9 protein-coding genes are annotated in these 14510 nt (G+C 67.7%); 8 read left to right on the forward strand and 1 reads right to left on the reverse strand.

Features of this window, described 5'->3' with window-relative positions:
* The first annotated feature begins 89 nt into the window (after positions 1–89).
* From ASE63_RS22565 to malQ, 7 genes are all read left to right on the forward strand, one after another.
* A complete protein-coding gene (locus ASE63_RS22565; RefSeq protein ID WP_056806964.1) occupies positions 90–269 on the forward strand; it encodes a hypothetical protein in 180 nt (59 codons plus the stop codon).
* Positions 270–441: 172 nt separating this feature from the next.
* Positions 442–2862 (forward strand): glycogen/starch/alpha-glucan phosphorylase, encoded by a 2421-nt coding sequence (locus tag ASE63_RS22570; RefSeq protein ID WP_244491558.1) that lies wholly within the window; start codon positions 442–444, stop codon positions 2860–2862.
* 5 nt (positions 2863–2867) lie between these two features.
* On the forward strand, positions 2868–4847 hold the full coding sequence (gene glgX / locus ASE63_RS22575; RefSeq protein WP_056806970.1) for a glycogen debranching protein GlgX: 1980 nt from the start codon (positions 2868–2870) through the stop codon (positions 4845–4847).
* A gap of 207 nt (positions 4848–5054) precedes the next feature.
* Positions 5055–6587 carry a glycogen synthase GlgA gene (glgA, locus tag ASE63_RS22580; RefSeq protein ID WP_082610202.1) on the forward strand — a complete coding sequence of 511 codons (1533 nt, stop codon included), beginning with the start codon at positions 5055–5057 and terminating at the stop codon, positions 6585–6587.
* 22 nt (positions 6588–6609) lie between these two features.
* Entirely contained in the window at positions 6610–6963 is a 354-nt protein-coding gene (locus tag ASE63_RS22585; RefSeq protein ID WP_162261824.1) for a DUF2934 domain-containing protein, read from the forward strand.
* A 171-nt stretch (positions 6964–7134) separates the two neighbouring features.
* Positions 7135–9297 carry a 1,4-alpha-glucan branching protein GlgB gene (glgB, locus tag ASE63_RS22590; RefSeq protein ID WP_244491542.1) on the forward strand — a complete coding sequence of 721 codons (2163 nt, stop codon included), beginning with the start codon at positions 7135–7137 and terminating at the stop codon, positions 9295–9297.
* A 22-nt stretch (positions 9298–9319) separates the two neighbouring features.
* A complete protein-coding gene (malQ, locus tag ASE63_RS22595; RefSeq protein WP_082610204.1) occupies positions 9320–11386 on the forward strand; it encodes a 4-alpha-glucanotransferase in 2067 nt (688 codons plus the stop codon).
* A 100-nt stretch (positions 11387–11486) separates the two neighbouring features.
* On the opposite strand, the gene ASE63_RS22600 is transcribed toward malQ, so the two are convergent.
* Complete coding sequence (locus tag ASE63_RS22600) at positions 11487–12896, reverse strand: SNF2-related protein (RefSeq protein ID WP_056806981.1); 1410 nt, start codon at positions 12894–12896, stop codon at positions 11487–11489.
* A gap of 126 nt (positions 12897–13022) precedes the next feature.
* Here ASE63_RS22600 and ASE63_RS22605 point away from each other — a divergent pair, with 126 nt between their 5' ends.
* Complete coding sequence (locus ASE63_RS22605) at positions 13023–14411, forward strand: M20 family metallopeptidase (RefSeq protein WP_056806982.1); 1389 nt, start codon at positions 13023–13025, stop codon at positions 14409–14411.
* Positions 14412–14510 lie beyond the last annotated feature (99 nt).

Genomic DNA, 14510 nt, shown 5'->3' on the forward strand with positions numbered 1-14510 from the left:
AGGTCAACCGACCCGGCGCTTGCGCCAGGCGCTGTGCGGAACCGGTCCTTCCGCTTCGCGTTTCCCGTCGAGCATGGAGGGTGGGATAGATGTTTCGGATTTTGCTGGTCATCGTAGTCGTCCTGATCGGCTACGATGCCGTGGTCCATCAAGGCATGTATACGCGTAGCATCTGGACGAGCGTCGTCGGTCTGACGGATTCCGCCGTATCCGGTGCCAAGGAGCTCGGCCGGGAGGTCCGTGAGGACACCGGCAGCACCAAGCAATGACCGGCTCGCGTCGGCGGCTCGCGACGCCCTTGCACGAAGCTTGCTGCGGTGCGGCAGTTGGGTCTGGACAGCCTGCCGCATTGCCTCGACAGTCGCGCGAGTGAAACAACCGGAGACGTGCCGCTTGACCGAGACCGCCTCGAGGGCCGCAGCCCCCGCCGAATCCGATGCCTTGATCGAGTCTCTCAAGGCGGAGATTCTGCGTAAGCTGACCTATTCGCTCGGCAAGAGCCCCGCGGTCGCACAGCCGCATGACTGGCTGACGGCCGGCATTCTCGCCGCACGCGACCATGTCATCGATGTCTGGCAGCGTTCGACCCGCGACAGCTACGCGACGGGCCGCAAGCGCGTCTATTATCTCTCGCTGGAGTTCCTGATCGGCCGCTCGCTCGCCGACACCCTCAACAATCTCGGTATCGCCGGCCCGATGGCGCAGGCCATGCGCGAGCTCGGCGTCGAACTCCCGGAGATCGAGACGATCGAGCCGGATGCCGCGCTCGGCAATGGTGGCCTCGGCCGCCTGGCGGCCTGCTATCTGGAAGCCATGGCCTCGACCGGCGTGCCGGCGCTGGGCTACGGCATCCGCTACGACCACGGGCTGTTCAAGCAGCGCATCGACGGCGGCAAGCAGGTCGAGGTGCCCGAGGACTGGCTCTCCTTCCGCAACCCCTGGGAGTTCGAGCGCCGCGAGGTCTCCCACAAGATCGGCTTCGGCGGGTCGGTCGTAGCGACGCAGAAGCCGGGCGAGGTCTTCTGGGAGCCGGAGGAGACCGTCTTCGCGGTCGCCTATGACACGCCGATCATCGGCTGGCGCGGTTGCGACGCCAATACGCTGCGGCTCTGGCGCGCCAGGGCGATGCACCCGCTCTCGCTCGACGCCTTCAACCAGGGCGATCTCGTCGGTGCCGTCGCCGAGCGCAACCGCGCCGAGGCGATTTCGAAGGTGCTCTACCCGAACGACTCCACCCCGGCCGGCCAGGAGCTGCGGCTGCGGCAGGAGTATTTTTTCACCTCCGCCTCGCTCCAGGACCTCGTGCGCCGGCACCAGCGCCAGTTCGGAACGCTAGACAACCTGCCCGAGAAAGCCGCGATCCAGCTCAACGACACCCATCCGGCGCTGGCCGTGGCCGAGCTGATGCGGCTGCTGATCGACCATCACGGCCTGCCCTGGGAGGATGCCTGGCGCATCACCAACGGCACGATCTCCTACACCAACCACACCCTGCTGCCGGAGGCGCTCGAGACCTGGCCGGTGGCGCTGATGGAGCGGCTGCTGCCGCGCCACATGCAGATCATCTTCGCCATCAATGCCCGCTTCCTCGACGATGTCAGGCGCTCCACCGAGGGGCAGGACATCGATCTCTCGCAGATCTCGCTGATCGACGAGCATCACGGCCGGCGCGTGCGCATGGCCAATCTCGCCTTCGTCGGCTCGCACAAGGTCAACGGTGTCTCGGCGCTGCACTCCAAGCTGATGGAGCAGACGGTCTTCGCGCCGCTGCACGCCGTGCTTCCCGGCCGCATCACCAACGTCACCAACGGCATCACGCCGCGGCGCTGGCTGTTTGGCGCCAATCCCGGGCTGACCCGGTTGCTGCAGGATGTCTGCGGCGACGACCTGACCGACGATATCACCCAGATCCGCAGGCTCGCCAGGCACACAGGCGACAGCGGACTGCATGAGCGCCTCGCTGCGATCCGCCGTGAGAACAAGCTGAAGCTGGCGAAGATCATCCGCCAGGATACCGGCGTCACCGTCGATCCAACCGCCCTGTTCGACGTCCAGATCAAGCGCATCCACGAGTACAAGCGCCAGCTGCTCAACATCCTGGAGACGATCGCGCTCTACGACGCGATGCGCTCCGAGCCCTATCGCGACTGGGCGCCGCGCGTGAAGATCTTCGCCGGCAAGGCCGCGTCCAACTATGCGACCGCAAAGTCGATCATCAATCTTATCAACGATGTGGCATTCGTCGTTAACAACGACATCACCACCCGTGACCGGCTCAAGGTCGTCTTCCTGCCGAACTACAATGTCAGCGCCGCAGAGCTCATCATCCCGGCCGCAGACGTCTCCGAGCAGATCTCCACGGCCGGCATGGAGGCCTCGGGGACCGGAAACATGAAGTTCGCGCTCAACGGCGCGGTCACCATCGGCACGCTCGACGGCGCCAATATCGAGATCGGCGAGCGCGTCGGCGAGGACAACATCGTCATCTTCGGCATGACGGCCGAGGAGGTCGAGGCCGCCCGGCGCGAGCCGCGGCCGAGCGACGAAGTCATCGCCGCGACGCCGCATCTTCAGGGCGTGCTCGATGCGGTCGCCGGCGGCGTCTATTCGCCACGCGAACGCGACCGCTACCTCGGCCTCGTCGACAGCCTGAAGGCCAATGACTGGTTCATGGTGCTGAACGATTTCGAGAGCTACCATCAGGCCCAACGCCGCATCGACTCGCTCTGGGCGGACCAGGGCAAGTGGTGGCGCATGTCGGTGACGAACACGGCCCATTGCGGCTGGTTCAGCGCCGATCGCGCCATCCGCGAATATGCCGAGCGCATCTGGCACGTGCCGGCCCGCGACGCGAAGGGCTGAGCGCCTTGGCCAGCGGGCAGACGCTCCTTCCCTGCCCGCTTCCCGCCCACCTCGGCGCGACCGTGACGGCAGAGGGTGTGGAATTCGCGCTCTTTTCGCGACATGGCGACAGGGTTCATCTCTGCCTCTTCGACGAGCAGGGCGAGCGCGAGACAGCCCGCCTGCCCCTGCCCTGCCGCTCCGGCGACATTCATCACGGCCTGCTCGCAGGTGCGGGCGCCGGCCTGTGCTACGGACTTCGCGTCGAGGGTCCCTGGCATCCGGAGCAGGGCCACCGCTTCGATCCGGAGAAACTGCTGATCGATCCCTATGCCGGGCAAGTCGATCGCCCGTTCCGCTGGGATGCGAGGCTGGCGCAACATGGCGTGGACACGGCGGCTTTGGTGCCGCGCTGCGTCGTCGGCCCAAACTCCGACCCTCAGGCTCAGGATAAGGGCTTTGATGGAAGCAGCCGCGCCCCGGCCTTCATCTACGAACTCGCGGTGAAGAGCTTCACGATGCGCCATCCCGGCGTCCCCGCAAAGCTGCGCGGCACGCTGGCGGCGCTCATGGAACCGCCGGTCCTAGACCATCTGCATCGCCTCGGCGTCAGCCATGTCGAGCTTATGCCGATCGCAGCCTGGATGGACGAACGCCATCTGCCGGCGCTCGGGCTCGCCAATGCCTGGGGCTACAACCCGGTGAACTTCTTCGCGCCCGACCCGCGCCTCGCCCCCGGCGGCATGGCCGATCTGCGCCGACTCTGCACGGCCTACCGCCAGGCCGGCATCGGAGTGATCCTCGACATCGTCCTCAACCACACCGCCGAGAGCGACGCGTTCGGAGCGACGATCTGCCTGCGCGGGCTCGACAACGCCGTCTATTATCGCCACGCCGCCGACGATCCCGGCCGGCTGGTCAACGACACGGGCTGCGGCCATACGCTCGCGCTCGACCGCGCCCCCGTGGTCCGCATGGCGATGGATGCAATGCGGCACTGGCGCGCCTGCGGCGTCGCCGGTTTCCGCTTCGATCTCGGCACGGTGATGGGGCGGACAGAGACCGGCTTCTCGCGAGACGCACCGCTCTTCGCGGCGATCCTGCAGGACCCGGACCTGTCGCAGGCCATACTGATCGCTGAGCCCTGGGACATCGGCCCGGGCGGCTATCGGCTCGGCGAGTTTCCCGCCCCCTTCGGTGAATGGAACGGCCGCTATCGCGACGATGTCCGCTGCTTCTGGCGCGGCGATGCCGTCTTCGCCGGCGCGCTGGCAACCCGCCTCGCCGGCTCCGCCGATCTCTTCGCACCGGGCCATCGCGGGCCGCGCGCGAGCATCAACTTCCTCGCAGCCCATGACGGCTTCACGCTGAACGATCTTGTCTCCTATGCGGCCAAGCACAACGCGGCGAATGGCGAGGACAACCGCGACGGCGACGACCACGGCTATAGCTGGAACAACGGCGTGGAAGGCGCGAGCGACGATCCGGCGATCCGCTCGGCGCGAAATCGCGACATCCGCGCGCTGCTCGCGACGCTGTTCCTGTCGCGCGGCACGCCGATGCTGGCGGCTGGCGACGAATTCGGCCGGACCCAGCACGGCAACAACAATGCCTATTGCCAGGACAACGAGGCCTTCTGGCTCGACTGGCGGGAAGCAGACGAAGACCGCGCAACCTTCGTCGGAGCGCTCGCGAGGCTGCGCCGCGAGCATCCCCTGCTCGCCGCCGACAGCTTTCTGTCCGGCAAGGGCGAGCCGCCCGATGCGCGCTGGCTGAAGCCGGACGGCACGGCGATCGCCGACGGCGAATGGGCGGGGCTGGACGCGTTCTGCCTGGTGCTGAACGGCGAGGGGCAGGTGCTCCTGATCGCGGTCAACCGCTCGCAGACGGCGATCCCGCTCGCAATCGTCAGCGCGCCGGGCTGGCATCGGACACTGGCTTCGACCGAGGCCGACGAGATTGCGACGCTGCCGGCGCGAAGCGTCGCGCTCTGGCAGCGGGATTAATGCCGCAGGTCATAGGCGTTCGGCCCATTCCCGAACGGCAACCGTCGCCCATCCGTCACACCATTATGCCATGCTGCGCCTCTGGCGGTTTGGCGGCAAGCGCGCCCGTTGCGGCATCCGAATTGCATAAGATTTTTGCACCGCACTATGGAACCATGATCACGCCGTAAATGTTCTCGTGACGCAGCACTGCTGGGGACCCTGACGATGGCCGACACGTTGAAGGAAACGGTGACCGAAACCTTCGCGTCCACCTCCGGCCACGCGTTGACTTACGCTGCTGCGGTCAAGGAAGGCCCGCTTGGCGCCACAGCGGCGCTGGCCGCCACGACAAGGCTCCTCTTCGTCACGTCGGAAATGGGCGATTTCATCAAGGCCGGCGGGCTCGGCGAGGTCTCGACGGCACTGCCGCGGCAGTTGCGCGCGCTCTGCGATGTCCGCGTCCTGCTTCCCGGCTTCCGCCAGGTCCGGGCCGCCAGGCCCAACATGGATATCGTGCGGAGCATGCCGCGCACCGCGAGCCTGCCGCCCTGGTCGCTCGGGCGCTTCGCCACCGCAGACGGCCTGACGATCTATGCCGTGCTCTGCGACGAGCTCTATGATCGCGAGGGCTCGCCTTATGGGCCGTTCGCCGGCGGCGATTTCCCCGATAACGACATCCGCTTCGCGCGGCTCTCGCTTGCCGCGGCCGAGATCGCCGCTGGCGAGGCCGATCCGAACTGGAAGCCCGACATCATCCACGTCAATGACTGGCCGTCCGCCCTGGCGCCCGGCTACATGCGCTGGAAGGGCCTCGCCACGCCCTCGATCCTCACCATCCACAATCTGGCCTATCAGGGGCTCTACCAGCCCTCGCGCATGGCGGCTCTCGGCATTCCGGACCTCGCCTTCTCGGTCAACGGTGCCGAGTTCCACGGCAAGATCTCGTTCCTCAAGAGCGGCATCTATTACGGCTCCCATGTCACGACGGTCAGCGAGACCTATGCCCACGAGATCACCACGGCCGAGCATGGCTGCGGGCTCGAGGGCCTGCTCAAGCTCCGCATGGACGAAGGACGCCTGACGGGCATCGTCAACGGCATCGACGACAGCTGGACCTCTCCCGCCGACGCAGGCGGAAGCCGTGCCCGTGGCGTGCGCCTTTGGAAGCGCCAGAACGCCGCCGACATCCGCAGGGATTTCGAGCTTCCGCCCTCGCGCGGGCCGCTGTTCTCGATCATCTCGCGACTCGTCCACCAGAAGGGCATCGACCTGTCGATCGAAGCGGCCGAGACCATCATCGGGAATGGCGGCCAGCTCGTCGTCACCGGTCGTGGCGAGCCGCGCCTGGAGGATGCGATCGAGCGGCTGGCCCGCCAGCACCCCAAAGCCGTCGCGGCGCGGATCGGATTCGACGACGCCGAAGCCCGGCGCATCTTCGCGGCGAGCGACTTCCTGCTGATGCCCTCGCGCTTCGAGCCTTGCGGCCTCAGCCAGATGTACGCCCAGCGTTTCGGTGCGCTGCCGATCGCCTATCGCACCGGCGGCCTCATCGACACCATCGAGGACGGGCTTTCGGGCTTCCTGTTCTCCTCGCCGACCGGCGAGGGGCTGACCTCGGCCGTCAGGCGCGCCCTCGACGCCTTCCGCTCCAAGACCGCCTTCACGCGGATGCGCGATCACGCCATGGCGAAGCGCTTCGATTGGGGCCGCCCGAGCCATCGTTATGCCGGCGTCTACGCCAAGGCCCTGGCGGCTTGAGTTCGCGTATGGCCCCAGCCAGGTGTCCGGCATCGTCGAGAATGCCGCCGGCGTCGCCCTGCCATTCAGATTTTCGACCATTCTGGTGTTTGACAAGGAGACTGCCATGAGCCGCGAACAGGTCGTCCGCGACGTCGCCTATGCGATCTGGGAAGCCAAGGGCAGGCCGGAGGGCCGCGATGCCGAGCATTGGCATGAGGCTGAAGCCCAGGTCGCAGCAAGCCTCGCGGGCAAAGCCACGCAGAAGCCGGCGCAGAAGCCCAGGGCGAAGCCGCCGGCCAAAGGCACGCCCGCGGCCGATCCCGACGCCGGCCCGGCCGCCAAGCCGCCCGCGAAGGCCGCAGCCACGAAGGCGGCGCCCCGCAGAAAGGGCTGACCACAGCCGCAGTGCAGACATGCGCTGCCGCGGCCGTGGAACGGGATCGCGCTCGGCGGCGTTGCATCACGACATGTCCAGGCCGCCCGTGGTGTCGGTCCAGTTGCGGAGCCCGCCCCGATGACGCGCCAATTGCCGTTGCGATTGCCAAGCCTCTCCACAAGCGAAATCATGATGCTCGAGGAGGGGCGCCATCCCGACCCCTTCGCCGTGCTCGGACGGCATCTCGTCGAGGATATCGCGCTCGTGCGCGCCTGGCTGCCCGGCGCCGCTTACGTCGAACTCGTCACCGGTGAGGGCGAAGGGCGCCGCGCCACGCCGATGATCGGCAACGGCAACGGGCTCTATGAGGCACCCTGCCCGGACGGCACGCCCTATCGCATCCGCACGGCCTGGCCGGACGGGATCAGCGAAGCCGCCGATCCATACAGCTTCGGCCTGCTGCTCTCGGACGACGATATCCATCTCTTCGCCGAAGGCCGGCATTTCGACCTCTCGACGCGGCTCGGCGCCAATCTGCGGCAATTCGACGGGGCCGACGGCGTGCTCTTCGCCGTGTGGGCGCCGAACGCCTCCCACGTCGCGGTCGTCGGCGACTTCAACGGCTGGGACGCGCGCCGCCACCCGATGCGCCACCGGCTCGGCTCCGGCCTCTGGGAGCTGTTCATTCCCGGCGTAGGGCCCGGCGCGGTCTACAAATACGCGCTGATCGCGGCGTCGGGCGAACGCCTGCCCTGGAAGGCCGACCCGCTGGCGCGCTGCACCGAGGCCCCGCCCCGCACCGGCTCCGTCGTGGCCGCGCAGCCGGAGTTTGCCTGGACGGATGAAGCCTGGCTGGAGAAGCGAGCGCGCGCACATCCGATGGCCGAGCCGATGGCGACCTACGAAGTCCATGTCGGGTCCTGGCTGCGGACCGAATGGGGCCAGATGGGCTCCTGGGACGAAGCCTGCGACAGGCTGATCCCCTATCTCCAGCATATGGGCTTCAGCCATGTCGAGCTGATGCCGATTACCGAGCATCCCTTCGGCGGCTCATGGGGCTATCAGCCGCTCGCGATGTTCGCGCCGACCGCGCGGCTCGGCCCGCCGGAGGCCTTCGCCCGCTTCGTCGATCGCTGTCACGCCGCAGGCATCGGCGTGATCCTCGACTGGGTTCCCGCCCATTTTCCATCGGACGAGCATGGCCTCGCGCGCTTCGACGGCAGCGCGCTCTACGAACATGAGGACCCGCGCCAGGGCTTCCACATCGACTGGAACACGCTGATCTACAATGTCGGCCGCCGCGAGGTGCGCGGCTTCCTGCTCGCCTCCGCCCTGTTCTGGCTCGACACCTTCCATCTCGACGGCCTGCGCGTCGACGCGGTCGCCTCGATGCTCTACCGCGACTACAGCCGCAAGCACGGCGAATGGGTGCCCAACCACCTCGGCGGGCGCGAGAACCTCGAGGCCGTCGCGTTCTTTCAGGAGCTCAACACGCTGGTCGGCGCGCAAGGCCGCGGCGCCGTCACCATCGCCGAGGAATCGACCGCTTGGCCGGGCGTTACGAAGCCGGTCCATCACGGCGGGCTCGGCTTCCATTTCAAATGGAACATGGGCTGGATGCACGACACGCTGCGCTATTTCGCGCATGATCCCGTCCATCGCCGCCATCACGGCGACGACGTCACCTTTGGCCTGATCTACGCCTTCTCGGAGAATTTCGTGCTGCCGATCTCCCATGACGAGGTCGTGCACGGCAAAGGCTCGCTGCTGGCGCGCATGCCCGGCGACGACTGGCAGCGCTTCGCCAACCTTAGGCTTTTTCTGGCGCTGATGTGGGCCCATCCTGGCAAGAAGCTGCTGTTTATGGGCTGCGAATTCGGCGCCGAGCAGGAATGGAACGTCGACGCCCCCTTCCCCTGGCCGCATCAGGACGACGCGCACCGGCAGGGCGTGTCGAAGCTCGTGCAGGACCTGAACGCGCTCTACCGCGCGACGCCGGCCCTTTACCGGCTCGACCATGCGCCGGAAGGCTTCGCCTGGGTGGTGGGAGACGACGCCGTGAACTCGGTATTCGCCTTCAGCCGCTCGAGCGCGCGGGGCAAGGCCGAGATCATGGTCGTCGCCAATATGACGCCGGTGCCACGCCACGACTACCGCATCGGAGTCGCCAGGCCGGGCCTCTGGCGCGAGCGCCTCAACAGCGATGCCAACAGCTATGGCGGCAGCGGGCTGGGCAATGGCGGTGGTGTCCGCAGCGATGCCATCAGTGCCCATGGCCAATCCCAGAGTGTCTCCCTGACCCTCCCCCCGCTCGGGCTCATCGTGCTCGAGCATGATCCGCACGCCGTCTGAGCCATCGCGAGAACCTTTGGGCATGAAGAGCGACGACCTCCTGCGCCAGCTCGCGATCAAGGCCGGCATCGCCTCTCACTGGACCGACCAGACCGGCACCGAACGCGCCGTCTCGCCCGACACCCTGCGAGCGCTGCTCTTCGCTCTCGGGCTGCCGGCCGACAGCGATGCCGCCATGCGCTTTTCGCTTTCGCAGATGGAGGGCGGCTTCAACGCGGCCACGACATCGCGCTTCACCACCGCCCGTATTGGCCAGACGGTTAGCCTGCCGCTGGCCGGGAAGCCCGGGACGGAAGTCGAGATCACGCTCGAGCGCGGCGAGCGACGGAGCGTCGTCACTGTCGAGGCAGACGACGGCACCCTCACCCTACCGGCCTTCGACGTGCCGGGCTATCATACGGTGCATACCGCGCAGGGCGACTTCACCGTCGCGGCGGCACCGAACCGCTGCGTCACATTCGCCGATCTCAACGGCGGCGCGCCGGGCTTCGGCCTCGCGGCCCAGATCTATTCGCTGCGCAGCGAGAACGACGGCGGCATCGGCAATTTCGGCGGGGTAGCTGCGCTCGGCCGGGCTGCCGCCGCTCGCGGCGCAGATGCGCTGGCGATCAGCCCGGTCCACGCTCTCTACGGCGCGGACCCTGGACGCTTCAGCCCTTACTCGCCGTCGACGCGCCTGTTCTACAACCCGCTTCATGCCGATCCTGCGGCCGTGCTACCTGCGAGCCTGCTGCAGAACCTGATCGTGCAGGCCGGGCTGGCCGAGGACATGGCGCGGCTCTCTGGGCTCGAACGCATAGACTGGCCGGCGGCGACGCCGCTGCGTCAGAAGCTGCTCCGCGCCCTCTTCGATGCTCTGCGCGCGCCCGCATGCGCGGCCGAGCCCGCTCGCGGCGATTTCGAGCGGGTGCTGGCCGAGGCCTCGCCGCTGCTGAGATCTCACGCGATCTTCGAGGTTCTGCACGCCGCGGAGCTGCGCCGTGATCCCAACGCCTGGAGCTGGCGGAGCTGGGGCGCTCCCTATCGCGACCCCGACAGCCCGGAAGTCGCAGCCTTCGCCGCGGCCCATCAGGATGAGGTCGCCTATCAGATCTTCCTGCAATGGCTGACGGGCCGTTCCTATGGCGAGGCCCAGCGCGCCTGCCGCGAGGCCGGCATGGCGATCGGACTGATCGCGGATCTCGCCATCGGCATGGACGGCTCCGGCAGCCATGCCTGGAGCCGTCAGGACGAGGTCCTCGGCGGGCTCAGCATCGGCGCCCCGCCCGACTATTACTCTGCCGACGGGCAGAACTGGGGCCTCACCACCTTCTCGCCGCGCGGGCTCGCGGCCTCGGGCTTTGCGCCCTTCATCGAGACGCTGCGGGCGGGCCTGCGCCATGCCGGGGGAGTCCGCATCGACCATGTCATGGGGCTGAGCCGGCTCTGGCTGATACCCGAAGGGGCGGGCGCGCTCGACGGCGCCTATGTCGCCTTCCCCGCCGAAACCCTGTTCCGGCTGGCGGCGCTCGAATCCTGGCGGCACGACGCCATCGTGATCGGCGAGGATCTTGGCACGCTGCCTTATGGCTTCCGCGACTATCTGCGCGAACAGGGTGTTGCCGGCCTCCGGGTTCTGCGCTTCGAACGCGCCGGCGACGGCTATGTCCCGCCCCAGGAATGGGATGCGGGCGCCGCGGCCCTCACCACCACCCATGATCTCGTCCCGACCGCCGGCTGGTGGGCGGGCTCGGACCTCCCGACGACGGATGACGGCATCGACCATCAAGGCGTCCGCGCCTGGGATCGCGGCCTGCTCTGGGGCGCCTTCCGGGACGCCGCCCTCGTCGAGGGCGAGCGGCCGGAGCCCGAGGACACGGCCCCGGTCGTGGATGCGGCCGTGGGCTACATCGCCAGGACGCCCTGCACGCTGAAGCTGCTGCCGATCGAGGACGCGCTCGGCATCCGCACCCAGCCCAACGTGCCCGGCACCACCGTGGAGAAGCCGAACTGGCGCCACCGGCTGGACGGCAATGCCGGAGCGTTGCTGGATGACGAGGCCGTGCGCGGAAGGCTCGCGCTGTTGGGGCCGGCGCGCGAGGACACATAAAATCCTCACCGTCATTGCGAGCGGAGCGAAGCAATCCAGGAGGGCGTAGAGCTCTGCCGCCCCTGGATTGCTTCGCTTCGCTCGCAATGACGGAAGAGCGCTACGCCGCCTCCATCGCCTCGGCGATCGCCTCTAGCATCGCGGTGTCGTCGCCCGCGAGCCCGTCCATCGCCGCCATACGCTGGATCACCGTGCCTGCTATCGCCTCCTCCACCGTGTCCTCAGCATAGGCGTAGAAGATGGTCGCATGCTGGCCGTCGCGGTGGCAGCGGCCTTCGATCTGCTGGAGCTGGATCGCGCTGTGGCGCATGTCGTGGATCACCAGCGAGCGCTCGCGCTCGCCCCCCGGCATCTCGCCGCGATGCAGCGAGATCGACTCCGTCACCGTGAAGATCACCGCATCGAGCTGCCCGGTCTGGAACGCGACGCGCGTTTCTTCGTTCTGCAGGCCATAACGCTCGCCATTGATCTCGCCCACGCGCCAGCCGCGCCCCCGCAGGGTATCGGCGAGCATGGCGCTGGTTTCCAGGAAGGCGACCGACACGGCGACCTGCTCGTCATTGCCCAGCAGATCGTCGCAGAAATCGACCGTGCCCGGAATCCGCAGCAGGCTCGCCTTCTGGCGGAAGCGGAGATCGGCGGCCCAACCCTGGGGCTTGCGCGTCGAGCCGCCGGCGAGGCCGAGTTCCTTGCGGAATTCGCGCCATGTCGCCTCGTAGAGCTTGCGCGACGCGGCTTCGAGCGCGACCGGCGCAAGCTCGCGCTGCACCTCGGGCCAGCCGGCTATCTCCTCCGGGCGCCGGCGCAGGCCGATGGCGTTTCCGCCGCGATAGAGCAGGTCCGCCATCGCCTTGCGGTCGTCCTCGTTCGGCTCCCAGCTCCAGTTCTTCCAGCGCCCCTTGGCGCGCCCGATCTTCAGCCGCTTCATCAGCACGCGGAAACCGTCGAGATCGGCAGTAGGCATGCCAGCCGCCCGCGCCAGCAGCGGCCCGAGATAGGACAGCTCATGCGGGGACTGGCCCGCCGTCGCGCTCATGTAGATCGTGAAGTTCGCGGCAGCCGCCATCTGCCGGCAGACCAGGCCCTGCTGCGAGTTCGGGTTGCGGATGCGGTGGGCCTCGTCGATCACGACCAGCGGCCAGACCCGCTTCGGCACGCCATGCTTAGCAAGCTCGTTGTTCTTCGCCCGGACCGAGCGCTTCTTCGAATCGGCAGGCGGCGCCAGCAGCGACTTCGTCCGCTCGAAATTCATCAGCGTGACGCGCTTCGGCGGCAGGCCGGAAAGCGCCATGCTGCGCCGCCATTGCGGGATCGCGCCCTTGGGACAGATCACCAGGATGTCCTGCTCGGGCATCGCCGACAGCGCCAGCCAGGCCGAGAGCGTCTTGCCGAGCCCGGTCAGATCCCCAAGCAGGAAGCCCGGCGCGCCGGATTCGCGTGCTGCGAGGATGACGTCGCGTGCGACGAGCTGGTGCGCATGCGGCACCATGAGGGCGCTCTCGCCCATCATCGGGCGCACATCCCCTGCCCGCGATATCCCGTGGCCGATCCCTGCATGCCCGTGCCAGTATCAAGGCCCGGCAGCATCGGCAACGATCAGCCCGTTCCGTTCGATAAATCAGAATAGCGAGCTTCCATGACCCGCGCCCAGGCCATCGCGCATGCACAGGACTATTTCGACACCGGCGCTCTGAAGAGCGACCTTGCCCGGCTCATCGCGATGCCGACCGAAAGCCAGAATCCCGACCGCGCCCCGGTCCTCGCCGAGTATCTCGAAAAGGAAATGCGGCCGCTCCTCGAAGGGCTCGGCTTCGAATGCCGCATCCTGCACCATCCGAAAGCCAAGGGGCCCTTCCTCTTCGCCCAGCGCATCGAGGACGAAAGCCTGCCGACGGTCCTCGGCTACGGCCATGGCGACGTCATCCGCGGCCTCGACGCGCAATGGAGCGAGGGCCTCTCGCCCTGGACGCTGACCGAGCGCGATGGCCGCTGGTACGGCCGCGGCGTGGTCGACAACAAGGGCCAGCACGTCATCAACATCAACGCGCTCCGCGCCGTCATCGAGACGCGCGGCAAGCTCGGCTTCAATGCCAAATACCTGATCGAGATGGGCGAGGAATCCGGCTCTCCAGGCCTGCGCGAGCTCTGCGAGGACGAGAAGGCGCTGTTCAGGTCCGATGTGCTCGTCGCCTCGGATGGCCCGCGGCTCAACGCCGAGCGCCCGACCGTCTTCCTCGGCGCGCGCGGGGTCATCACCTTCGATCTGCAGATCGTGGCGCGCGAGGGTGGGCATCATTCCGGAAATTGGGGCGGCATTCTCTCCGACCCGGCGATCCAGCTCGCCCATGCCATCGCCTCGATCACCTCGCCGACCGGCCAGATTCGCATCAAGGAATGGGTGCCGAAGGAACTGCCTCGCGCGGTGCGCGAGGCAGTCGCCGATTGCGAGATCGACGGCGGCCCGGACGGACCGACCCTCGACCCGAACTGGGGCGAGCCCGATCTCTCGCCAGCCGAGCAGGTTTTCGGCTGGTGCTCCTTCGACGTGCTGGCGATGAAGTCGGGCGTGCCGGAAACGCCCGTCAACGCGGTGCCACCGAGCGCCTGGGCTCGCGTCGCGCTGCGCTTCGTCGTCGGCATCGACCCGACCGACGTCGTGCCCGCGCTGCGCCGACATCTCGACCGCAACGGCTTCGGTATGGTCGAGATCATCATGCCCGGCACCGAGCGCTTCGGCGCGACGCGGCTCGACCCCGAGGATGCCTGGGTCACCTTCGCGATCGATTCGATCGCGAAAAGCACCGGAAAGAAGCCGGCCCTGCTGCCGAATCTCGGCGGCTCGCTGCCGAACGACATCTTCGCGGAGATTCTCGGCCTGCGCACGATCTGGGTGCCGCATTCCTATCCGGGCTGCTCGCAGCATGCTCCGGACGAACACCTGCCCTATGCCATCGCGCGCGAGGCTCTCGGCCTGATGGCCGGGCTCTACTGGGACATCGGCTCGGGCGAAGCACCTCCGGTCTGAGTCGAACAGGCCGCTCACAAGAGCCCGCCGTCATTCCGGGCGCCCGTAGGGCGAGCCCGGAATAACGGCGGGAGCAGTCCGCTCCCGTGATCGAAACCA

It is taken from the genome of Allobosea sp. Root381 (assembly GCF_001429395.1).
In the GTDB taxonomy this organism is placed as follows: domain Bacteria; phylum Pseudomonadota; class Alphaproteobacteria; order Rhizobiales; family Beijerinckiaceae; genus Allobosea.

Bases quoted from the DNA above. Each gene is read 5' to 3' on its own strand.
- ASE63_RS22565 (WP_056806964.1), top strand. From the start codon at position 90: ATGTTTCGGATTTTGCTGGTCATCGTAGTCGTCCTGATCGGCTACGAT.
- malQ (WP_082610204.1), top strand. From the start codon at position 9,320: ATGAAGAGCGACGACCTCCTGCGCCAGCTCGCGATCAAGGCCGGCATC.
- ASE63_RS22600 (WP_056806981.1), bottom strand. From the start codon at position 12,896: ATGATGGGCGAGAGCGCCCTCATGGTGCCGCATGCGCACCAGCTCGTC.
- glgB (WP_244491542.1), top strand. From the start codon at position 7,135: ATGATGCTCGAGGAGGGGCGCCATCCCGACCCCTTCGCCGTGCTCGGA.
- glgA (WP_082610202.1), top strand. From the start codon at position 5,055: ATGGCCGACACGTTGAAGGAAACGGTGACCGAAACCTTCGCGTCCACC.
- ASE63_RS22605 (WP_056806982.1), top strand. From the start codon at position 13,023: ATGACCCGCGCCCAGGCCATCGCGCATGCACAGGACTATTTCGACACC.